This is a genomic window from Streptococcus mitis (assembly GCF_002096755.1).
Taxonomy (GTDB): domain Bacteria; phylum Bacillota; class Bacilli; order Lactobacillales; family Streptococcaceae; genus Streptococcus; species Streptococcus mitis_AC.
Map to the genome: position 1 here is coordinate 28,002 of NZ_NCVF01000020.1, position 21,370 is coordinate 49,371.

The 21,370-nt window shown below is 41.2% G+C and carries 20 protein-coding genes and 1 tRNA gene; 18 read left to right on the plus strand and 3 right to left on the minus strand.

From position 1 onward, the window contains the following. The first annotated feature begins 3 nt into the window (after positions 1 to 3). The 17 genes from B7700_RS02955 (at position 4) to B7700_RS03035 (ending at position 18,514) form a co-directional block, all read left to right on the plus strand. The gene (locus B7700_RS02955; RefSeq protein WP_000643977.1) at positions 4 to 693 is read left to right on the plus strand and encodes a sugar phosphate nucleotidyltransferase; all 690 of its coding nucleotides are present in this window, start codon (positions 4 to 6) and stop codon (positions 691 to 693) included. An 87-nt stretch (positions 694 to 780) separates the two neighbouring features. After that, positions 781 to 1,629, plus strand: coding sequence for a DNA-processing protein DprA (gene dprA / locus B7700_RS02960; RefSeq protein ID WP_084887019.1), 849 nt, complete (start codon positions 781 to 783; stop codon positions 1,627 to 1,629). A gap of 115 nt (positions 1,630 to 1,744) precedes the next feature. Further along, positions 1,745 to 3,832: a type I DNA topoisomerase gene (topA, locus tag B7700_RS02965; RefSeq protein ID WP_084887021.1), complete on the plus strand. Its 2,088-nt coding sequence runs from the start codon at positions 1,745 to 1,747 to the stop codon at positions 3,830 to 3,832. Between the two features lie 105 nt (positions 3,833 to 3,937). Further along, a complete protein-coding gene (locus B7700_RS02970) occupies positions 3,938 to 4,297 on the plus strand; it encodes a YbaN family protein (RefSeq protein WP_004258004.1) in 360 nt (119 codons plus the stop codon). Between the two features lie 92 nt (positions 4,298 to 4,389). Further along, entirely contained in the window at positions 4,390 to 5,022 is a 633-nt protein-coding gene (locus tag B7700_RS02975) for a copper homeostasis protein CutC (protein ID WP_084887023.1), read from the plus strand. A gap of 43 nt (positions 5,023 to 5,065) precedes the next feature. Then, entirely contained in the window at positions 5,066 to 5,722 is a 657-nt protein-coding gene (locus B7700_RS02980) for an MmcQ/YjbR family DNA-binding protein (protein WP_084887025.1), read from the plus strand. A gap of 313 nt (positions 5,723 to 6,035) precedes the next feature. Further along, the gene (locus B7700_RS02985) at positions 6,036 to 7,598 is read left to right on the plus strand and encodes a 2-isopropylmalate synthase (RefSeq protein ID WP_084887027.1); all 1,563 of its coding nucleotides are present in this window, start codon (positions 6,036 to 6,038) and stop codon (positions 7,596 to 7,598) included. A gap of 11 nt (positions 7,599 to 7,609) precedes the next feature. Beyond that, positions 7,610 to 8,647 (plus strand): 3-isopropylmalate dehydrogenase, encoded by a 1,038-nt coding sequence (leuB, locus tag B7700_RS02990; protein ID WP_084887029.1) that lies wholly within the window; start codon positions 7,610 to 7,612, stop codon positions 8,645 to 8,647. After that, a complete protein-coding gene (locus B7700_RS02995) occupies positions 8,644 to 8,913 on the plus strand; it encodes a DUF1294 domain-containing protein (RefSeq protein ID WP_084887031.1) in 270 nt (89 codons plus the stop codon). Before leuB ends, B7700_RS02995 begins: the two co-directional genes overlap by 4 nt. A 3-nt stretch (positions 8,914 to 8,916) precedes the next feature. Then, positions 8,917 to 10,299 (plus strand): 3-isopropylmalate dehydratase large subunit, encoded by a 1,383-nt coding sequence (gene leuC, locus B7700_RS03000; RefSeq protein ID WP_084887032.1) that lies wholly within the window; start codon positions 8,917 to 8,919, stop codon positions 10,297 to 10,299. Between the two features lie 9 nt (positions 10,300 to 10,308). Then, positions 10,309 to 10,902: a 3-isopropylmalate dehydratase small subunit gene (leuD, locus tag B7700_RS03005; RefSeq protein WP_084887034.1), complete on the plus strand. Its 594-nt coding sequence runs from the start codon at positions 10,309 to 10,311 to the stop codon at positions 10,900 to 10,902. Positions 10,903 to 10,929: 27 nt separating this feature from the next. Next, positions 10,930 to 11,709: an L-threonylcarbamoyladenylate synthase gene (locus B7700_RS03010; protein ID WP_084887036.1), complete on the plus strand. Its 780-nt coding sequence runs from the start codon at positions 10,930 to 10,932 to the stop codon at positions 11,707 to 11,709. Positions 11,710 to 11,908: 199 nt separating this feature from the next. After that, on the plus strand, positions 11,909 to 12,895 hold the full coding sequence (locus B7700_RS03015) for a GMP reductase (protein WP_084887038.1): 987 nt from the start codon (positions 11,909 to 11,911) through the stop codon (positions 12,893 to 12,895). A gap of 66 nt (positions 12,896 to 12,961) precedes the next feature. Beyond that, positions 12,962 to 13,033: transfer RNA gene (locus B7700_RS03020), tRNA-Arg, on the plus strand. Positions 13,034 to 13,215: 182 nt separating this feature from the next. Continuing rightward, a complete protein-coding gene (gene rnc / locus B7700_RS03025) occupies positions 13,216 to 13,914 on the plus strand; it encodes a ribonuclease III (protein ID WP_084887040.1) in 699 nt (232 codons plus the stop codon). Next, positions 13,905 to 17,444: a chromosome segregation protein SMC gene (gene smc, locus B7700_RS03030; RefSeq protein ID WP_084887042.1), complete on the plus strand. Its 3,540-nt coding sequence runs from the start codon at positions 13,905 to 13,907 to the stop codon at positions 17,442 to 17,444. The genes rnc and smc overlap by 10 nt, the downstream gene beginning before the upstream one ends. 143 nt (positions 17,445 to 17,587) lie before the next feature. Next, positions 17,588 to 18,514: a bifunctional riboflavin kinase/FAD synthetase gene (locus tag B7700_RS03035; RefSeq protein ID WP_084887044.1), complete on the plus strand. Its 927-nt coding sequence runs from the start codon at positions 17,588 to 17,590 to the stop codon at positions 18,512 to 18,514. An 83-nt stretch (positions 18,515 to 18,597) separates the two neighbouring features. On the opposite strand, the gene B7700_RS03040 is transcribed toward B7700_RS03035, so the two are convergent. Genes B7700_RS03040 through B7700_RS11410 form a run of 3 tightly spaced genes read right to left on the minus strand, consistent with a single transcriptional unit; the run spans position 18,598 to position 20,447 of the window. Beyond that, the gene (locus tag B7700_RS03040) at positions 18,598 to 19,413 is read right to left on the minus strand and encodes a TIGR03943 family putative permease subunit (RefSeq protein WP_084887046.1); all 816 of its coding nucleotides are present in this window, start codon (positions 19,411 to 19,413) and stop codon (positions 18,598 to 18,600) included. Continuing rightward, entirely contained in the window at positions 19,410 to 20,315 is a 906-nt protein-coding gene (locus tag B7700_RS03045) for a permease (RefSeq protein WP_084887048.1), read from the minus strand. The genes B7700_RS03040 and B7700_RS03045 overlap by 4 nt, the downstream gene beginning before the upstream one ends. After that, on the minus strand, positions 20,316 to 20,447 hold the full coding sequence (locus tag B7700_RS11410) for an SPJ_0845 family protein (protein ID WP_084887050.1): 132 nt from the start codon (positions 20,445 to 20,447) through the stop codon (positions 20,316 to 20,318). Positions 20,448 to 20,591: 144 nt separating this feature from the next. Here B7700_RS11410 and B7700_RS03055 point away from each other — a divergent pair, with 144 nt between their 5' ends. After that, positions 20,592 to 20,972, plus strand: a complete 381-nt coding sequence (locus B7700_RS03055; RefSeq protein WP_084887052.1) for a PBECR3 domain-containing polyvalent protein — start codon at positions 20,592 to 20,594, stop codon at positions 20,970 to 20,972. Positions 20,973 to 21,370 lie beyond the last annotated feature (398 nt).

A 21,370-nucleotide genomic window follows, 5' to 3' on the forward strand; every position in this document is an offset into this window, starting at 1 on the left:
CGTGTGAAAGCCATTATCTTAGCAGCGGGCTTGGGAACTCGCTTGCGTCCTATGACTGAAAATACCCCTAAAGCCTTGGTTCAGGTTAATCAAAAACCCTTGATTGAATACCAAATTGAGTTTTTAAAAGAAAAAGGAATCAATGAAATCATCATCATTGTTGGTTACCTTAAAGAACAATTCGATTACTTGAAAGAAAAATATGGTGTTCGCCTCGTCTTCAATGATAAATACGCTGACTACAATAACTTTTACTCTCTCTATCTTGTAAAAGAAGAATTGGCCAATAGCTATGTTATTGATGCCGATAATTATCTCTTTAAAAATATGTTCCGCAATGATTTGACTCGTTCGACTTATTTTAGTGTCTATCGTGAAGATTGTACCAACGAATGGTTCTTGGTCTATGGAGATGACTATAAGGTTCAAGACATTACTGTTGATAGCAAGGCTGGTCGTATCCTTAGTGGTGTATCCTTCTGGGACGCTCCAACTGCAGAAAAGATTGTCAGCTTTATCGACAAGGCTTATGCAAGTGGTGAATTTGTTGATCTCTACTGGGACAATATGGTTAAGGATAATATCAAAGAGCTGGATGTCTATGTTGAAGAATTAGAAGGCAATAGTATCTATGAAATCGATAGTGTCCAAGACTACCATAAATTAGAAGAAATTCTTAAAAACGAAAATTAAAGATTCCAACATCTGGCTAAAATAGTCGGATGTTTTTTTGATTTTTTACGAATAAATAGATGAGTAGAAAAAGAAATGGAGATATTTATGAAAATCACAAACTATGAAATCTATAAGTTAAAAAAATCAGGTTTGACCAATCAACAGATTTTGAATGTCCTAGAATACGGTGAAAATGTTGATCAAGAACTGTTGTTAGGTGATATTGCAGATATATCAGGTTGCCGAAATCCAGCCGTTTTTATGGAACGTTATTTTCAGATAGACGATTCGCATTTGGAGAAAGAATTTCAAAAATTTCCATCTTTTTCTATTTTAGATGACTGTTACCCTTGGGATTTGAGTGAAATATACGATGCGCCTGTACTTTTATTTTACAAGGGAAATCTTGATCTCTTGAAATTTCCTAAGGTAGCAGTCGTGGGCAGTCGTGCTTGTAGCAAACAGGGAGCTAAGTCAGTTGAAAAAGTCATTCAGGGCTTGGAAAATGAACTGGTTATCGTCAGTGGATTAGCCAAGGGTATCGATACAGCAGCTCATATGGCAGCTCTTCAGAATGGCGGAAAAACTATTGCAGTGATTGGAACAGGATTGGATGTGTTTTATCCTAAAGCCAATAAACGCTTGCAAGACTACATCGGCAATGACCATCTGATTCTCAGTGAATATGGACCTGGCGTACAACCTCTAAAATTTCATTTTCCTGCCCGTAATCGCATCATTGCTGGACTTTGTCGTGGCGTGATTGTAGCAGAGGCCAAGATGCGCTCAGGCAGTCTCATTACCTGTGAGAGAGCAATGGAAGAAGGACGCGATGTCTTTGCTATTCCTGGTAGCATTTTAGATGGACTATCAGGCGGTTGCCATCATTTGATTCAGGAAGGGGCAAAATTGGTCACCAGTGGGCAGGATGTTCTTGCAGAATTTGAATTTTAAGACGAAATTTCGCTTACTAGACAAACTTTTCTTCTATATAGGAGCTAAGTCTTGACAGTTATGCCAAAATGGTTTACACTTTATAAAGTTTATTACTTTGAAAAGGTGTGATACTGTGGCTACGGCAACAAAAAAGAAAAAATCAACAGTTAAAAAAAATCTAGTAATCGTGGAGTCGCCTGCTAAGGCCAAGACGATTGAAAAATATCTCGGCAGAAACTACAAGGTTTTAGCCAGTGTCGGTCATATTCGGGATTTGAAGAAATCCAGTATGTCCGTCGATATTGAAAATAATTATGAACCGCAATATATTAATATCCGAGGAAAAGGTCCTCTTATCAATGACTTGAAAAAAGAAGCTAAAAAAGCTAATAAAGTCTTTCTGGCGAGTGACCCGGACCGTGAAGGAGAAGCGATTTCTTGGCATTTGGCTCACATTCTCAACTTAGATGAAAATGATGCCAACCGTGTGGTCTTCAATGAAATCACCAAGGATGCGGTCAAAAATGCTTTTAAAGAACCTCGCAAGATTGATATGGACTTGGTCGATGCCCAACAGGCTCGTCGTGTTTTGGACCGCTTGGTAGGGTATTCGATTTCGCCTATTTTGTGGAAAAAGGTCAAGAAGGGCTTGTCAGCAGGTCGCGTTCAGTCCATTGCGCTTAAGTTAATCATTGACCGTGAAAATGAAATTAATGCCTTCCAACCAGAAGAATACTGGACAATTGATGGTGTTTTTAAAAAGGGAACCAAGCAATTTCAAGCTTCCTTCTATGGAGTGGATGGCAAAAAGCTGAAATTGACTAGCAATGATGAGGTCAAGGAAGTCTTGTCTCGTCTGACTAGTAAGGATTTTTCAGTGGATCAGGTAGATAAGAAAGAGCGCAAACGCAATGCTCCTTTACCCTATACCACTTCATCCATGCAGATGGACGCTGCCAATAAAATTAACTTCCGTACTCGAAAGACTATGATGGTTGCCCAACAGCTTTATGAAGGGATTAATATTGGTTCTGGTGTTCAAGGTTTGATTACCTATATGCGTACCGATTCGACTCGTATCAGTCCTGTAGCGCAAAATGAGGCAGCAAGCTTCATTACGGACCGTTTTGGTAGTAAGTATTCTAAGCATGGTAGCAAGGTCAAAAATGCTTCAGGAGCTCAGGATGCCCACGAGGCTATTCGCCCGTCTAGTGTTTTTAATACACCTGAAAGCATCGCTAAGTATCTGGACAAGGATCAGCTTAAGCTTTATACTCTTATCTGGAATCGTTTTGTGGCTAGCCAGATGACAGCTGCTGTCTTTGATACCATGGCTGTTAAATTGTCGCAAAATGGAATTCAATTTGCTGCTAATGGTAGTCAGATTAAGTTTGATGGTTATCTTGCCATTTATAATGATTCTGACAAGAATAAGATGTTACCAGATATGGCTGTTGGAGATGTGGTTAAACAGGTCAATAGCAAACCAGAGCAACATTTCACCCAACCGCCTGCTCGTTATTCTGAAGCGACCCTGATCAAGACCTTGGAGGAAAATGGGGTTGGACGTCCGTCAACCTACGCGCCAACTATTGAAACTATTCAGAAACGTTATTATGTTCGCCTTGTAGCTAAACGTTTTGAACCAACAGAGTTGGGAGAAATTGTTAACAAGCTCATCGTTGAATATTTCCCAGATATCGTAAACGTGACCTTCACAGCCGAAATGGAAGGCAAACTGGATGATGTCGAAGTCGGAAAAGAGCAGTGGCAACGTGTCATTGATGCCTTTTACAAACCATTCTCAAAAGAAGTCGCCAAGGCTGAAGAAGAAATGGAAAAAATCCAAATCAAGGATGAACCAGCTGGATTTGACTGTGAAGTGTGTGGCAGTCCAATGGTCATTAAACTTGGTCGTTTTGGTAAATTCTACGCTTGTAGCAATTTTCCAGATTGCCGTCATACCCAAGCAATCGTGAAAGAGATTGGTGTTGAGTGTCCAAGTTGTCATCAGGGACAAATCATTGAGCGTAAAACCAAGCGTAACCGCCTCTTCTATGGTTGCAATCGTTATCCGGAATGTGAATTTACCTCTTGGGATAAGCCTGTTGGTCGTGACTGTCCAAAATGTGGCAACTTCCTCATGGAGAAAAAAGTCCGTGGTGGTGGTAAGCAGGTTGTTTGTAGCAAGGGTGACTACGAGGAAGAAAAGATTAAATAAGAGAAGAGTCCTGAAAGTGAATTTCAGGCTCTTTTTGGTTAGAACTTGACAAAATTCATCATTTTATGCGAAACTAGAAGAAGATTATTTTAACTAGGAGAAGTTATGCGTCTTATCTATTTGATAATTGGTTTTTTATCACTGGCCTTGGCTATTATTGGGGTTGTTTTGCCCTTGCTGCCTACAACGCCTTTTCTTTTGTTGTCTATTGCTTGTTTCTCCAGAAGTTCCAAGCGCTTCGAAGATTGGCTTTATCATACTAAGCTCTATCAAGCATATGTAGCTGATTTTCGCGAGACCAAGTCTATTGCGCGTGAACGAAAGAAAAAAATTATCGTATCTATCTACATCTTGATGGGAATTTCCATTTATTTTGCCCCTCTCTTACCAGTCAAAATCGGTCTGGGTGCTTTGACTATCTTTATAACCTATTATCTCTTTAAGGTTATTCCAGACAAAGAATAGTTAAAATAGTAGTTATTTGCCTTGATAAAATTGAAAGCATATTCACAACAATATGATATAATAAATTTAAAGTAATTTTCAAGGAGAATCAAATGATTTACGAATTTTGTGCTGAAAATGTGACCTTGCTTGAAAAAGCGATGCAGGTTGGAGCTCGTCGAATCGAACTTTGTGACAATCTAGCAGTTGGTGGGACAACTCCCAGCTATGGAGTGACCAAGGCAGCGGTTGAATTGGCAGCTAACTACGATACAACCATCATGACCATGATTCGTCCACGTGGTGGCGACTTTGTCTATAATGAACTAGAAATTGCAATTATGCTAGAAGACATTCGGTTGGCTGCTCAGGCTGGAAGTCAAGGAGTTGTATTTGGGGGTTTAACTGCTGATAAGAAGTTGGATAAGCCTAATCTTGAAAAGTTAATTGCTGCATCAAAAGGAATGGAAATTGTCTTCCACATGGCCTTTGATGAATTGAGCGATGAAGATCAACTGGAAGCTATTGACTGGCTTAGTCAAGCTGGTGTCACTCGAATTCTGACTCGTGCGGGTGTATCTGGTGACTCCTTAGAAAAACGTTTTGCTCACTATCACAGAATTTTAGAGCACGCTAAAGGTAAGATTGAAATTCTACCAGGTGGCGGGATTGACCTTGACAACCGTCAAACCTTTATCGATCAGCTAGGTGTGACACAATTGCATGGAACCAAGGTTGTCTTTTAAAAAATAGAAAGGAACTGCTAGCTTTTGGTAGCAGTTTTCACTTATGTTTGAAATTTTTAAATCCTATCAGTTTAATCAAGAAAAGGCTCATGCTTTTGGTTTTGTAGAAAATAGTGGAGTCTGGATCTATAGTTGCCAGATTTTGCAAGGTGACTTTGTCATGACAGTCTCCATCACTGCTGATAATGTGTGTTTTCAGGTCTTTGACCGGGAAACGGGTGATCTCTATCCTCAAGTCCATATGGAAAGCATGAGAGGAAGTTTTGTCGGAAATGTCCGTGAAGCTTGTCTGGAGATTCTTTACCAGATTCGAAAGGCTTGTTTTGAGGTGCAGGATTTTATCTGTCCTCAGACCAAGCGAATCATGACTCAAGTTCAGGAAAAGTATGGTAATCAGCTGGAGTATCTGTGGGAGAAATCGCCTGATACGGCAGTGTTAAGACATGAAGACAATAAGAAGTGGTATGCTGTTGTGATGAGAATACCTTGGGATAGGCTAGAAAAGGGCAGAGAAGGACAGGTGGAAGCAGTCAACCTCAAACACGACCAAGTAGTGGACTTGCTTTCACAAAATGGCATTTATCCAGCTTTTCATATGAATAGGAGATACTGGATTAGTGTGGCACTTGATGATACGTTGTCAGATGAAATAGTACTGGAATTGATTGAAAAAAGTTGGAATTTAACTTCTAAAAAATAAAACTTTTCAAGGATTTTCAAGAACTTTCAATTAGCGAAATATTCTCTACTGAAGAAATTTTCAGAAAATAATAGATTTTTTCTTGACAAGTGCTTTTGCCTATGCTACAATACTAAACAAGATATCAAACGAAGGAGAAAGTCAAACATGAAAACAGCTAAGTTTAATCAATTTGCTTTGTTGTTGAGGTACTCGGGCTAGTGCAAAAAGCATTAGTCCTGTTTGGCTTACCAAGCGGGAGTGAATCAACATCTCGCTTGGACTTCTGAGCGAGATGTTTTTTTAAAACCACATTTGGAAAAGGGGAAATCTTATGCGTAAAGTTGAATTTTTTGATACAAGTCTTCGTGATGGGGAACAAACACCTGGTGTTAACTTCTCAATAAAGGAAAAAGTTTCCATTGCAAGACAGCTGGAGAAATGGGGAATTTCTGTAATTGAAGCTGGTTTTCCGGCTGCTAGTCCAGATTCATTTATAGCCGTTCAAGAAATTGCTAAAGCCATGAAAAAAACAGCAGTGACAGGATTAGCTCGTTCTGTAAAATCTGATATTGATGCTTGTTATGAGGCACTTAAGGATGCCAAGTATCCACAGATTCATGTCTTTATCGCTACCAGTCCGATTCACCGCAAGTACAAGCTCAATAAGAGCAAGGAAGAGATTCTAGAAGCTATTAAGAAGCATGTCTCTTATGCACGTTCTAAGTTTGAAGTGGTCGAATTCTCTCCAGAGGATGCGACTAGAACAGAGTTGGATTTCCTATTACAAGTCGTTCAAACAGCGGTTGATGCTGGTGCGTCTTATATCAATATCCCTGACACGGTTGGATTCACCACGCCAGAAGAGTTTGCACGCATCTTTGATCACTTGACTGAAAATATTAAATCAGATCATAAAGTTGTCTTTGGTGTCCACTGTCATGATGATCTCGGTATGGCAACTGCAAATACTTTGACAGCAATTAAACACGGTGCTGGACGTGTCCAGGGAACTATTAATGGTATCGGTGAACGCGCAGGTAATGTTGCTCTTGAAGAAGTAGCTGTTGCTTTGAAGATTCGTGAGGATTTCTTCCAAGCAACTAGTGATATTGTTTTGGATGAAACAATGAATACGTCAGAAATGGTTTCTCGCTTCTCTGGTATTCCAGTTCCTAAAAACAAGGCTGTGGTTGGTGGCAATGCCTTTTCTCACGAGTCTGGTATTCACCAAGACGGAGTCCTTAAAAATCCTCTTACTTATGAGATTATCACACCTGAATTGGTCGGTGTTAAGAGTAATAGTCTTCCGCTTGGTAAATTGTCTGGCCGCCATGCCTTTGTTGAGAAACTAAGAGAATTGGCCCTAGACTTTACAGAAGAGGATATCAAACCACTCTTTGCTAAGTTCAAGGCACTGGCAGATAAGAAACAAGAAATCACAGATGCAGATATTCGTGCACTGGTGGCTGGAACCATGGTTGAAAACCCAGAAGGCTTCCATTTTGATGATTTACAACTTCAAACTCATGCAGATAATGACATCGAAGCGCTCGTTAGCCTTGCTAATATGGATGGTGAGAAGGTCGAATTTAATGCGACAGGGCAAGGTTCCGTTGAAGCAATCTTTAACGCTATCGATAAGTTCTTTAACCAATCCGTCCGCTTGGTGTCCTATACTATTGACGCTGTGACAGATGGAATTGATGCCCAAGCTCGGGTCTTGGTTACTGTTGAAAACAGAGATACAGAAACCATCTTTAATGCAGCAGGGCTTGATTTCGATGTACTGAAAGCATCTGCTATTGCCTACATCAATGCCAATACCTTTGTTCAAAAAGAGAATGCTGGTGAGATGGGACGCAGTGTTTCCTATCGCGATATGCCTAGTGTGTAAAGGAGAATGCTATGACAAAGAAAATAGTAGCTCTAGCAGGGGATGGAATCGGCCCAGAAATCATGGAGGCTGGTTTAGAAGTTCTGGAGGCTCTAGCTAAAAAAACAGGCTTTGACTACGAGATTGATAGACGACCCTTTGGCGGTGCAGGTATTGATGCTGAAGGTCATCCCTTACCTGATGAAACCCTCAAGGTATGTCATGAAGCAGATGCTATTCTCCTAGCGGCTATCGGTAGTCCTCAGTATGATGGAGCAGCGGTTCGGCCTGAACAAGGTTTGCTGGCTCTCCGTAAGGAACTCAATCTTTACGCTAATATTCGCCCTGTAAAAATCTTTGACAGTCTTAAGCATTTGTCACCTCTCAAACCAGAACGAATTGCTGGTGTGGACTTTGTCGTGGTGCGTGAGTTGACAGGCGGGATCTACTTTGGAGATCATATTCTTGAAGAGAGAAAAGCCCGTGATATCAACGACTACAGCTATGAGGAAGTAGAGCGGATTATTCGCAAAGCCTTTGAAATAGCAAGAAGTCGGAGAAAAATCGTTACTAGTATTGATAAGCAAAATGTTCTAGCGACTTCAAAACTCTGGCGGAAAGTAGCTGAGAAGGTCGCACAGGCTTTCCCAGATGTGACCTTGGAACACCAACTGGTGGACTCAGCTGCTATGCTTATGATTACCAATCCTGCCAAGTTTGATGTTATTGTAACGGAGAATCTTTTTGGAGATATTCTCTCTGATGAATCAAGCGTTCTATCTGGCACACTTGGAGTTATGCCATCAGCCAGTCATTCTGAAAATGGACCAAGTCTCTATGAACCTATTCACGGTTCAGCACCTGATATTGCAGGTCAAGGAATTGCAAATCCTATCTCCATGATTTTATCAGTTGCCATGATGTTGAGAGATAGTTTTGGACGTCATGAGGATGCGGAGCGCATTGAACGTGCTGTTGAGGCAAGTTTGGCATCTGAAATTTTAACGAGAGATATAGGAGGACAGGCTTCGACAAAGGAAATGACGGAAGCTATTATTGCAAGGTTATGAAGTTAGACGTAAAAATTACTCTAGTCCTTTTGATTTGGAATGTCATGGTTTTCTTGATTTATGCTATTGACAAATCCAAGGCAAGGAGAAGAGCTTGGCGCATCCCAGAGAAAATCTTACTCATTTTAGCCTTTGTTTGTGGTGGTTTTGGTGCCTGGTTAGCAGGAATCATCTTTCACCACAAGACTCGAAAATGGTATTTTAAAACAGTTTGGTTTCTTGGGATGGTGACCACACTAGGAGCCTTATATTTTATTTGGAGGTAATGGATGGCAGGAAAATCGATTTTTGATAAATTATGGGACCGTCATGTCATCACAGGAGAAGAGGGGCAGCCCCAACTCATGTATGTGGACCAGCATTATATCCACGAGGTGACTAGCCCGCAAGCTTTTCAAGGACTGCGAAACACAGGTCGCAGATTGAGACGGCCAGACTTGACATTTGGAACCTTTGACCACAATGTCCCAACAGTCAATATCTATGATATTCGAGATGTGATTTCTAAGGCTCAAATTGATAAGCTTGCTGAAAATGTTGAGGAGTTTGGGATTGAACATGCAGCCCACGGTTCTGAAAAGCAGGGGATCGTGCACATGGTGGGTCCAGAAACAGGACGGACTCAACCAGGAAAATTTATCGTCTGTGGAGACAGCCATACGGCAACCCACGGAGCTTTTGGAGCCATCGCCTTTGGGATTGGGACCAGTGAGGTCGAACATGTCTTTGCAACACAGACCCTCTGGCAGGTCAAACCCAAGAAAATGTTGGTGGAATTCACTGGTGTTCCTCAAAAAGGAGTTTATTCCAAGGATTACATTCTCGCCCTGATTGCCAAGTACGGCGTTGCTTGCGGCGTTGGCTACGTGGTGGAATATCGGGGACAAGCGATTGATGCACTGAGCATGGAAGAGCGAATGACCATCTGCAATATGTCCATCGAGTTTGGTTCCAAGATGGGAATCATGAATCCGGACCAAACCACCTATGATTATCTCAAGGGACGGGAATGTGTTCCAGAGGATTTTGAAGAGGCTGTGGCGGATTGGAGGACCCTTGTCAGTGATGAGGATGCCGTTTACGATAAGGTTATCCGGATGGATGTCTCAGACTTGGCTCCCATGGTGACCTGGGGAACCAATCCTGCTATGGGGGTTGACTTTGACAGTAGCTTCCCAGAAATCAAAGATATGAATGATGAACGAGCCTACAATTACATGGACTTGGAGCCTGGTCAAAAGCCAGCTGATATTGAACTAGGCTATATCTTTATCGGTTCTTGTACCAATGCTCGTCTCAGTGACTTGCAGCTGGCGGCGCGATTTGTCAAAGGGAAGAAAATAGCTCCTAACTTAACGGCTATCGTGGTTCCGGGCTCTCGTCCTGTCAAACGAGCTGCTGAGAAGTTGGGCTTGGACAAGGTTTTCCTAGACGCTGGTTTTGAGTGGAGAGACCCAGGATGCTCTATGTGCCTAGGGATGAATCCTGATAAGGTTCCAGATGGTGTCCACTGTGCCTCAACCAGCAATCGAAACTTTGAAGATAGACAAGGCTTTGGTGCTAAGACCCATCTCTGCAGTCCAGCCATGGCAGCTGCGGCAGCTATTGCAGGGCGCTTCGTAGATGTTCGGCAAATGCCAGAAGCCCAGTAAGGAGAGGATATGGAGAAATTTACAGTTTATACGGGAACGACCGTTCCTCTCATGAATGATAATATCGACACCGACCAAATCCTACCCAAGCAGTTTCTCAAGTTAATTGATAAAAAAGGCTTTGGTAAGTACCTCATGTATGCTTGGCGTTATCTGGATGACAAGTATACTGAGGACCCAGACTTTGTCTTTAACCGACCTGAATACCGCAAAGCCAGTATTCTCATTTCAGGGGATAACTTCGGCGCAGGCTCTTCGAGGGAACATGCAGCTTGGGCTCTAGCGGACTATGGTTTTAAGGTTGTGATTGCAGGGTCTTTTGGTGATATTCATTACAATAATGAACTCAATAATGGCATGTTGCCCATCGTTCAGCCCAGAGAGGTTAGAGAGAAACTAGCCCAGCTACAACCAACTGACCAGGTAACTGTGGACTTGGAACAACAAAAAATCATTTCACCAGTTGGAGAATTCACTTTTGAAATCGATAGCGAATGGAAACACAAACTCTTAAATGGTTTGGATGATATCGGAATTACCTTGCAGTATGAAGACTTGATTGCTGCTTATGAAAAACAACGACCAGCCTACTGGCAGGATTAGAAGAAAAATAGAAAAGGAAATAGAACTATGACAAAACACATTCAATGGAACGGAACACTTTCACAAGAAGGCTATGACATTTTAAAAGGTGAGGGCGGATGTATCGTTTGCCCTACTAAAGTTGGTTATATCATCATGACTAGCGATAAGGCAGGACTTGAACGCAAGTTTGAAGCCAAAGAGCGTAACCGTAACAAACCAGGTGTTGTTCTCTGTGGTAGCATGGATGAGCTTCGCGCTTTAGCACAACTCAACCCAGAAATTGAAGCCTTCTACCAAAAACATTGGGACGAAGATATTCTTCTTGGTTGTATCCTTCCTTGGAAACCAGAAGCCTTTGAGAAATTGAAAGCTTATGGGGATGGCCGTGAAGAGCTGATGACTGATGTGCGTGGTACTAGCTGTTTCGTTATCAAGTTTGGGAAAGCTGGTGAACAATTGGCTGCCAAACTTTGGGAAGAAGGCAAGATGGTCTATGCCTCATCTGCAAACCCATCTGGAAAAGGAAACCGTGGTAAAGTAGAAGGTATCGGAGAACGCATCGAAAGGGCAGTTGACCTTGTTATCGAGGCAGACGACTATGTGGCATCTATCCAGCCTGACAAAACGATTGAAACTCGCTACGAGCAAGGTGTGATGGTCTCTATGGTTGATAAATACGGTAAACTCATCCCAGAACAAGGAGGAGCACGTTCAACTTCACCAGCTCCAGTTGTAATCCGCAAAGGGCTTGACATTGATAAGATTATGATGCACCTGTCAGACACCTTTAACTCATGGGACTATCGTCAGGGTGAGTATTATTAGAATGTAGAAGAAGTGGGGAGAAAATAATCTCTCCTCTTTCTTTTTTATTCATACAATAAAATCCGAACAATAAATTTTGATTTATAAAAATATTTGACAAAAACTGTACTTTGGTTTATAATAAATTAAGGAAACGTCGGAAAAGACGTAGTGATGCGAGAGCATAGGTAGGTCATTACAAAAGAAACGAGACATCGAGATGTTAAATGAATTTCCAATTTTTGATTACGAAGATATTCAATTGATTCCAAATAAATGTGTGATTAAAAGTCGTGCAGAAGCGGATACAAGTGTCACTCTAGGAAAGCACACCTTTAAACTACCTGTTGTGCCAGCTAATATGCAGACAATTTTGGATGAAAAGGTAGCTGAGCAACTGGCTAAAGGTGGTTACTTCTACATTATGCACCGTTTTGATGAGGCAGGACGCATTCCTTTTATTAAGCGTATGCATGAGCAAGGGCTTATTGCTTCTATCTCTGTTGGTGTTAAGGATTATGAGTATGATTTTGTGAGCCAGCTCAAGGCTGATGCTCCTGAGTACATCACGATTGACATTGCCCACGGTCATGCGGATAGCGTGATTTCTATGATTCAACACATCAAAAAAGAATTGCCAGATACCTTTGTCATTGCTGGAAATGTGGGAACACCAGAAGCTGTGCGTGAATTGGAAAATGCTGGTGCGGATGCTACTAAGGTCGGAATCGGTCCAGGTAAGGTTTGTATCACCAAGGTCAAGACAGGTTTTGGTACAGGTGGTTGGCAGTTGGCTGCTCTACGTTGGTGTGCCAAGGCTGCACGTAAACCGATTATTGCTGATGGAGGAATTCGTACTCACGGTGATATTGCTAAGTCTATTCGTTTCGGTGCTAGCATGGTCATGATTGGTTCCCTCTTTGCAGGACACATCGAAAGTCCAGGGAAAACGATTGAAGTTGATGGTGAACAGTTCAAAGAGTACTATGGTTCAGCTTCACAATATCAAAAAGGTGCTTACAAAAATGTGGAAGGCAAACGTATCTTGCTTCCTGCTAAAGGTCATCTGCAAGACACTTTAACTGAGATGGAACAAGACCTTCAAAGTGCTATTTCATATGCAGGTGGACGTCAGGTTGCTGACCTTAAACACGTTGATTATGTTATCGTGAAAAACTCTATTTGGAATGGGGATGCTTCCCACTAAGACGGGCTATTTGGCCAGAAAAAAACTTGTTATTAGAGCAAATTTCTGTTATAATAAAACAAGTTTCCACCCTTAGTGTAATGGATATCACGTAAGATTCCGGTTCTTGAGATGGGGGTTCGATTCCCTCAGGGTGGATGTAAACATCCTAAAAAGCCTTTAATAGGGCTTTTTTCTTTACACAGCCCTAAATTGGCCCTTAAAACTGAAAATCTCTTTTTAAAGAATGCCCAAATGCTTTCCAGTCCCATTTTAAAGTGACTCAGGGGGCTTTTTTTGATATAATAAAAAGGACTGTTATCAGTTAGAAAGAGGTTGGTATGAAAGAATTACAAACTGTACTAAAGAACCATTTTGCAATCGAATTTGCAGACAAAAACTTACTGGAGACTGCCTTTACTCATACGAGTTATGCCAATGAGCACCGCCTCTTAAAAATTTCACACAATGAACGCTTGGAATTTTTAGGAGACGCTGTTCTACAGTTATTGATTTCAGAATATCTGTATAAAAAATATCCTAAAAAGCCTGAGGGAGACTTGTCTAAACTCCGTGCTATGATTGTCCGTGAGGAGAGTTTGGCTGGTTTTGCGCGTGATTGTCAGTTTGATCAGTTTATCAAGCTGGGTAAAGGGGAAGAAAAGTCTGGTGGTCGTAACCGTGACACCATTCTTGGTGATGCCTTTGAAGCCTTTCTTGGTGCTCTTCTTTTGGACAAGGATGTGGCCAAGGTTAAGGCATTTATCTATCAAGTCATGATTCCTAAGGTTGAAGCAGGCGAGTTTGAGATGATTACAGACTACAAAACCCATCTACAGGAGTTACTTCAGGTCAATGGAGATGTGGCTATTCGTTATCAGGTGATTTCTGAAACGGGTCCTGCCCACGATAAGGTCTTTGATGTAGAAGTTCTTGTCGAAGGTAAGAGTATCGGTCAAGGTCATGGTCGCTCAAAAAAACTAGCAGAGCAAGAAGCTGCTAAAAATGCAGTTGAGAAGGGGCTTGATTCATGTATTTAAAGGAAATTGAAATTCAAGGATTCAAGTCGTTTGCTGATAAGACCAAGGTCGTCTTTGACCAAGGTGTGACGGCAGTTGTGGGTCCTAATGGATCTGGAAAGTCGAATATTACAGAAAGTCTGCGATGGGCCTTGGGGGAGTCTAGTGTCAAGAGCCTCCGTGGTGGTAAGATGCCGGATGTCATCTTTGCCGGAACAGAAAGTCGCAAGCCGCTCAATTATGCTTCTGTAGTTGTGACTTTGGATAATCATGACGGATTTATCAAGGACGCTGGTCAAGAAATCAGGGTAGAACGCCATATCTACCGTAGTGGAGATAGCGAATACAAGATTGACGGCAAGAAAGTTCGTCTGCGTGATATTCATGATCTTTTCTTGGATACAGGTTTGGGACGAGATTCCTTCTCCATCATTTCCCAAGGGAAGGTTGAGGAGATTTTTAATTCCAAGCCTGAGGAACGTCGAGCTATTTTTGAAGAGGCTGCTGGAGTTTTGAAATACAAGACTCGCAGAAAAGAAACTGAGAGCAAACTGCAGCAAACTCAGGATAATCTAGATCGCTTAGAGGACATTATTTATGAGTTGGATAATCAAATCAAGCCTCTTGAGAAGCAAGCTGAAAATGCTCGTAAGTTTCTAGACTTGGAAGGTCAACGTAAGGCTATTTATTTAGACGTGCTGGTTGCTCAAATCAAGGAAAATAAGGCTGAACTAGACTCGACAGAAGAAGAGTTGGCACAGGTTCAGGAACTCTTGACGAGCTACTACCAGAAGCGTGAAAAATTAGAAGAGGAAAATCAGAATCTTAAGAAGCAACGCCAAGATTTACAGGCTGAAATGGCCAAAGATCAAGGCAGTTTGATGGATTTGACCAGTCTGATTAGTGATTTAGAGAGAAAATTAGCCCTATCGAAACTGGAATCTGAGCAAGTAGCCCTCAATCAACAGGAAGCACAAGCCCGTTTGGCTGCTTTGGAGGATAAGAGAAATTCACTCAGCAAAGAAAAATCTGATAAGGAAAGCTCTTTAGCGCTTTTAGAGGAAAACCTAGTCCAAAATAATCAAAAGCTCAATCGTTTAGAAGCTGAATTGCTAGCTTTTTCAGATGATCCTGATCAGATGATTGAGCTCTTACGTGAACGCTTTGTAGCCCTTTTACAAGAAGAAGCCGATGTCTCAAACCAGTTAACCCGTATCGAGAATGAGTTGGAAAATAGCCGTCAGCTTTCTCAAAAACAAGCAGATCAACTAGAAAAGCTCAAAGAACAACTGGCTTCAGCTAAAGAGAAGGCTAGTCAGCAAGAGGCTGAGCTTGAAACTGCCAAGGAGCAGGTTCAAAAATTATTGGCCGACTACCAAGCTATTGCCAAGGAGCAAGAGGATCAGAAATCTTCCTATCAGGCTCAACAAAATCAACTCTTTGACCGTCTGGATAATCTCAAAAACAAGCAGGCTAGAGCCCAAAGTTTGGAAAATATCCTGAGAAATCATAGTAACTTTTATGCAGGTGTTAAGAGTGTTCTCCAAGAAAAAACCCGCCTTGGTGGGATTATTGGGGCAGTCAGTGAGCATCTGACCTTTGATGTACATTATCAAACTGCCCTAGAGATTGCACTGGGAGCCAGCAGTCAGCATATCATTGTAGAAGATGAGGGGGCGGCAACTAAGGCGATTGATTTCCTCAAACGAAACAGAGCTGGTCGTGCCACCTTCCTTCCTTTGACCACTATCAAGGCGCGTACGATTTCTAGTCAGAACCAAGATGCTATCTCTGCAAGTCCAGGTTTCCTTGGTATGGCAGATGACTTGGTGACATTCGATAATAGGTTGGAAGCTATTTTCAAGAACTTGCTAGCTACAACAGCTATTTTTGATAGTGTGGAACATGCGCGTGCAGCAGCTCGCCAGGTTCGTTATCAGGTTCGTATGGTGACATTGGATGGAACAGAGTTGCGCACAGGTGGTTCTTATGCAGGTGGTGCCAATCGCCAGAATAACAGCATTTTTATCAAGCCAGAACTGGAGCAATTACAAAAAGAAATTGCTGAAGAAGAAGCAAGTCTTCGTTCAGAAGAGGCGACTTTGAAGACCTTGCAAGATGAGATGGCTAGATTGACAGAAAGTTTAGAAGCTATCAAATCTCAAGGAGAGCAGGCTCGTATTCAGGAGCAAGGTTTGTCCCTCGCTTATCAGCAAACTAGTCAGCAAGTTGAAGAGCTAGAAACTCTTTGGAAACTCCAAGAAGAGGAATTAAATCGTCTTACTGAGGGAGATTGGCAAGTGGACAAGGAAAAATGCCAAGAGCGCCTTGCTACAATCGCCAGTGATAAGCAAAATCTGGAAGCTGAGATTGAAGAGATTAAGTCTAACAAAAACGCCATCCAAGAACGCTATCAAAACTTGCAGGAAGAGGTAGCGCAAGCTCGCCTGCTTAAGACAGAACTGCAAGGACAAAAACGTTATGAAGTTGCTGATATTGAGCGTTTAGGCAAAGAATTGGACAATTTAGATATAGAACAAGAGGAAATCCAGCGTCTTCTTCAAGAAAAGGTTGACAATCTTGAGAAAGTTGATACAGATTTGCTCAGTCAACAGGTAGAAGAAGCCAAAACTCAGAAAACAAACCTCCAACAAGGTTTGATTCGCAAGCAGTTTGAGTTGGATGATATTGAAGGTCAGCTGGATGATATTTCCAGTCATTTGGATCAGGCTCGCCAGCAGAATGAGGAATGGATTCGAAAGCAAACACGTGCTGAAGCTAAGAAAGAAAAGGTCAGCGATCGCTTGCGCAATCTACAAAGTCAATTAACAGACCAGTATCAGATTAGCTATACTGAAGCTTTAGAAAAGTCTCATGAGTTGGAAAATCTCAATCTGGCAGAGCAAGAAGTTAAGGATTTAGAGAAGGCTATTCGCACACTGGGTCCTGTCAACTTGGAAGCTATTGACCAGTATGAAGAAGTTCACAACCGTCTGGACTTTCTAAATAGTCAGCGAGATGATATTTTGTCAGCGAAAAATCTGCTCCTTGAGACTATCACAGAGATGAATGATGAGGTCAAGGAACGCTTTAAATCAACCTTTGAAGCCATTCGTGAGTCCTTTAAAGTGACATTCAAGCAGATGTTTGGTGGAGGTCAGGCGGACCTGATTTTGACTGAGGGGGATTTGCTGACAGCTGGGGTTGAGATCTCTGTTCAACCACCAGGCAAGAAAATCCAGTCCCTCAACCTCATGAGTGGTGGGGAAAAAGCCCTATCAGCTCTAGCCTTGCTTTTCTCTATTATTAGAGTTAAGACTATTCCATTTGTGATTTTGGATGAGGTAGAGGCTGCTCTTGATGAAGCCAATGTTAAGCGTTTTGGGGATTACCTCAACCGCTTTGACAAGGACAGCCAGTTTATCGTTGTGACCCACCGTAAGGGAACCATGGCAGCAGCCGATTCTATCTATGGAGTGACCATGCAAGAATCAGGTGTGTCAAAAATTGTTTCGGTGAAGTTAAAAGATTTGGAAGAAACAGTAGACTAGTTACCAAACGATAGCATCTCTTAGGGGATGCTATTTTTTAAAACTAACATCTTGAATGATTTTTTAAGGTCAGTTCAGGGGCAAAAAACGACATTTGGGCTTTCCTTTTAGCGAAAAGGCTTTCTCTATGATATAATAGTTTCATGATTACAACAGTACCTATAAAAAATGAAAAAGACATCGCAGTACCTGATAAAACAGTTCTTGTATTAGGCTATTTTGACGGTATTCATAAGGGACATCAGAAGCTTTTTGAAGTAGCTAGTAAGGCTTCTATGAAAGATTATCTACCAGTTGTCGTGATGACCTTTACAGAGTCCCCTAAGCTTGCTTTGCAACCGTACAAGCCAGAATTAATGCTTCATATTGTCAGCCATGAAGAACGGGAACATAAGATGAAATGGCATGGAGTAGAGGCTCTTTTCTTACTTGACTTTAGTAGTAAATTTGCTAGTTTAACGGGTCAAGAGTTCTTTGATACCTATGTTAGAGCATTAAAACCCGCGATTATTGTAGCGGGATTTGATTACACGTTTGGTTCTGATAAGAAAACTGCGGATGATTTAAAAGACTATTTTGATGGAGAAATCATCATTGTTCCTCCTGTTGAGGATGAAAAGGGGAAAATTAGTTCTACTCGTATTCGTCAAGCTATTCTTGATGGAGATGTCAGGGAAGCTGGTCATTTACTTGGCACTCCTCTACCGTCACGTGGAATGGTTGTTCATGGGAATGCTCGTGGACGGACTATCGGTTACCCAACAGCAAACTTAGTTTTAAGAAATCGAACCTATATGCCAGCAGATGGTGTTTACGTAGTCGATATTGAAGTGCAGCGTAAAAGATATCGTGGAATGGCGAGTGTCGGGAAAAACGTTACTTTCGATGGAGAAGAGCCACGTTTTGAAGTCAATATTTTTGATTTTTCAGATGACATTTACGGTGAAACAGTCATTGTCTACTGGCTAGACCGTGTCCGTGAAATGGTCAAATTTGACTCCGTTGAAGAACTGGTAGACCAACTCCAGAAGGATGAAGAAATTGCTCGGAATTGGAAGGATGCTGAGTAGGAAATCGGAGTTTTATACAAAATTACCCATACTTTAGATTCTTATTTCTAAATAGAAAAAGTAGCCCTTTCCAGGCTACTTTTTTAAAACACGCGATACACATAGGGATTCTCTGGTTTATCGACTTTAGTAAAGCTATCGATTTCCAAGGTTGGGAGGTTTTGTTTGAGTTCTTTATGATAGTGATTGACCAGTTTTCCTTTGGCTGTTATCCAGGTGTTGTTCTCATACTGACGGGTATTTCCCTTGGTCAGCAATCCATAGACACCGGAATCTGCGATACAGTGGATAATGCCGAAGCGGAACAGAAATTGACTATCAGCATGACTGGGGTCATTATAGACAAAGCCTGTGAACTGGACTGTCTTGCCCTCAAATTCATCTGGATAGTCATAAATAGCCTCCATGACTTCCATATAGTTTTCATTCGTAATCTGAATACTATCTTGGGACAAGTATTTATCTGCTGCCGTTCGCATCTCCTTTTCATAGGCTGATTTTGAAAAATAAGAACTGGTATCTGGTTTCAAATATTGGCTTGTCGTCCCTTCGCTGGTCTGAATGGCTTGATCAGTGCCTTCTGATAAGGGGAAATGATAGCCTTTGGCAGAAACGGTCTGAGAATCCAAGCTAACAGTTGGGAAAGTTAAGCCGACGACAATTGGAATGGCAAGAAGAGCAATACTAGTTCCTTTAGCTAATCGGCTATTCAGATGACTATGGGTTTTGACTGGCTTCATCCAGATATACAGTTGAACAATTGCCAAAATAAAGGAAAGTACCATGGAAATATAGGCCAGATAGGAATAGTGCATGTTGATGTACTGGTTTAATTTGCCCGACAGATGGAGATAAATGGTCAGTTCAAAATAGCCAGCTAAAACTAAAAATCGAATCATAGAATGACTCCAATCAATAGAGAATATACTAAGACAACGAGTGTCACAATCGTTATGAAGTGACTGATAAATCGTGCTTTCAAGTAATTTTTCATCATGAGAATATTTTTGATATCCAGCATTGGGCCAATGACGAGAAAGGCCAAAACTGGTGCTAAGCCGAAACTCGAGAGAAGAGAAGCCCCGATAAAAGCATCGGCTTCACTACAGAGCGAAAGAAGAAAGGCCAAAAGCATCAAGAGCAGGATGGCAAAAAGAGGGGTTGCGCTGATAGAAGTCAGAATCCGAGTCGGAACATAGACCTGTATCATAGAGGCAAAGAGACAGCCGAATACCAAATAACGTCCCGTATCAAAAAATTCATCAATTGCTTGCACAAAGACCTGAAAAACTTTTTTTGCAGGGCTCAAGTGAGAAAAATCGTGCTCATGACAGGCCAACCGATTTTCTTTTTGAATCGGTTCTTGCCAGAAAAATCCTAGAAAAATCCCAAGTATCACAGCTACAAGAATGGAACCTAGAGCTCGTAACAGAGCGACATGGAAGGAGTTGCCAAAGGCAGAATAGGTCGCAAATAGAACAATGGGATTGATGACAGGTGCTGTTACGAGAAAGGGAACGGCCGTGTAACTGGGAACCTTTTTTTCCAGAAAACGATTGATAATGGGGACAATCCCACATTCACAAGAAGGGAAAAGCATCCCGACAAAGGTCCCAAAAAAGATTCTCCCCCAACGATTTCGAGGGAGAAAATGATAAACCTTATCAGGTGTGATATAAACCTCAATTAGCCCTGAAACAATACTTCCTATCAGAACGAAGGGTAGGGCTTCAATGATTATAGAGAGAAAAATAGCCCCAGTCTGAAGCAAACTAGAAGGGAGTTGTTGGAAAGCAGTCATCTAGTTTTTCTTTTCTGCTTTGGATTTTTTCTCTTTGTCATCAGGGAAAGTGACTTGTTTCAAATCAGGGAGTTTAGCAAACTCTTCAAACATCTTGTCCAAGTCGTCCGTTTTTGTAAATTTTACAGCCATAGGTGTACCTCGATTCTAAATTCTACCTCTATTATACTATTATTTTGAGGAAAAGGGAAAAGTTAAAATTGAGTATCTAACGAATAATAGAGCTTGATATATCCTAATATACACTATAATAGTTGTGGAATAACGGAGGAAATGATGGAACACGAAAAAATCGGTCAGGTGACCGACGAAGTAAAAGAAATTTTTAATATTGTTCTTGAAGCCAGTGATATCAAAGTTAACAAAGAAGGTTTAAGAAGCCATATGATAAAATGCCATCACAATGATGTGATTCATCATATCGAAGATCTGGAACTCATACTAAGGAATCCAGATTTCGTTGGGGTCAATCCACGAGAGAAAGATGCTAGTTTTGAATACGTAAAAAGATTTGATGATAATGTTCTTGTTGCGATTAAGTTACATAAAAGTGGCGATTTCTTTTATGTTCCGACCATGTATCGTTTACAAGATTACAAGTTACAAAGTCGTATTAAGTCTGGTAGATTGATAAAGCTTGACAAAAAAAGTAGATAGTGCTAGAATAACACTAACGAAAGACATTTGAGGGCAGAAAGGTTCCTGCCGCACCTTGAAAAAGGTATCTGAGATGCTGGGTACACCGACCAGCCAAGTGTCCGTTATTTCGAAGGAGGGAGCTTAAATGCTCCTTTTTTGTTTAAAAATTTCAAAAAAGATTATCCCCTCCGCAGGCTCAGGCTTGTGGTTTTTTATTTGCTCTGAAAATTGATTCGTTAACTTCAACAAATAGCTTTATAAAGCGTTTTGTCAAAAATAAAAACAGTGCAATTAATCACTAATCCTTTTGTAAACTATTAGAATTAAATTGCAACCTTCTCAATGAATAGAATATTGAAATGAAGTAAATTTATTTCCCAACTTATGTTTTAAAATTGTAAGAGATAATTTGAATA

Excerpts from the sequence above, each read along its gene's own strand:
- dprA (WP_084887019.1), top strand. The coding sequence starts at position 781 with ATGAAAATCACAAACTATGAAATCTATAAGTTAAAAAAATCAGGTTTG.
- B7700_RS03040 (WP_084887046.1), bottom strand. The coding sequence starts at position 19,413 with ATGATTCGATTTTTAGTTTTAGCTGGCTATTTTGAACTGACCATTTAT.
- leuC (WP_084887032.1), top strand. The coding sequence starts at position 8,917 with ATGGCAGGAAAATCGATTTTTGATAAATTATGGGACCGTCATGTCATC.
- B7700_RS03010 (WP_084887036.1), top strand. The coding sequence starts at position 10,930 with ATGACAAAACACATTCAATGGAACGGAACACTTTCACAAGAAGGCTAT.
- rnc (WP_084887040.1), top strand. The coding sequence starts at position 13,216 with ATGAAAGAATTACAAACTGTACTAAAGAACCATTTTGCAATCGAATTT.
- B7700_RS02980 (WP_084887025.1), top strand. The coding sequence starts at position 5,066 with ATGTTTGAAATTTTTAAATCCTATCAGTTTAATCAAGAAAAGGCTCAT.
- B7700_RS02985 (WP_084887027.1), top strand. The coding sequence starts at position 6,036 with ATGCGTAAAGTTGAATTTTTTGATACAAGTCTTCGTGATGGGGAACAA.
- B7700_RS03055 (WP_084887052.1), top strand. The coding sequence starts at position 20,592 with ATGGAACACGAAAAAATCGGTCAGGTGACCGACGAAGTAAAAGAAATT.
- B7700_RS02975 (WP_084887023.1), top strand. The coding sequence starts at position 4,390 with ATGATTTACGAATTTTGTGCTGAAAATGTGACCTTGCTTGAAAAAGCG.
- B7700_RS02970 (WP_004258004.1), top strand. The coding sequence starts at position 3,938 with ATGCGTCTTATCTATTTGATAATTGGTTTTTTATCACTGGCCTTGGCT.
- smc (WP_084887042.1), top strand. The coding sequence starts at position 13,905 with ATGTATTTAAAGGAAATTGAAATTCAAGGATTCAAGTCGTTTGCTGAT.
- B7700_RS11410 (WP_084887050.1), bottom strand. The coding sequence starts at position 20,447 with ATGGCTGTAAAATTTACAAAAACGGACGACTTGGACAAGATGTTTGAA.
- B7700_RS03035 (WP_084887044.1), top strand. The coding sequence starts at position 17,588 with ATGATTACAACAGTACCTATAAAAAATGAAAAAGACATCGCAGTACCT.
- B7700_RS02995 (WP_084887031.1), top strand. The coding sequence starts at position 8,644 with ATGAAGTTAGACGTAAAAATTACTCTAGTCCTTTTGATTTGGAATGTC.
- B7700_RS03045 (WP_084887048.1), bottom strand. The coding sequence starts at position 20,315 with ATGACTGCTTTCCAACAACTCCCTTCTAGTTTGCTTCAGACTGGGGCT.
- B7700_RS03015 (WP_084887038.1), top strand. The coding sequence starts at position 11,909 with ATGTTAAATGAATTTCCAATTTTTGATTACGAAGATATTCAATTGATT.
- leuD (WP_084887034.1), top strand. The coding sequence starts at position 10,309 with ATGGAGAAATTTACAGTTTATACGGGAACGACCGTTCCTCTCATGAAT.
- leuB (WP_084887029.1), top strand. The coding sequence starts at position 7,610 with ATGACAAAGAAAATAGTAGCTCTAGCAGGGGATGGAATCGGCCCAGAA.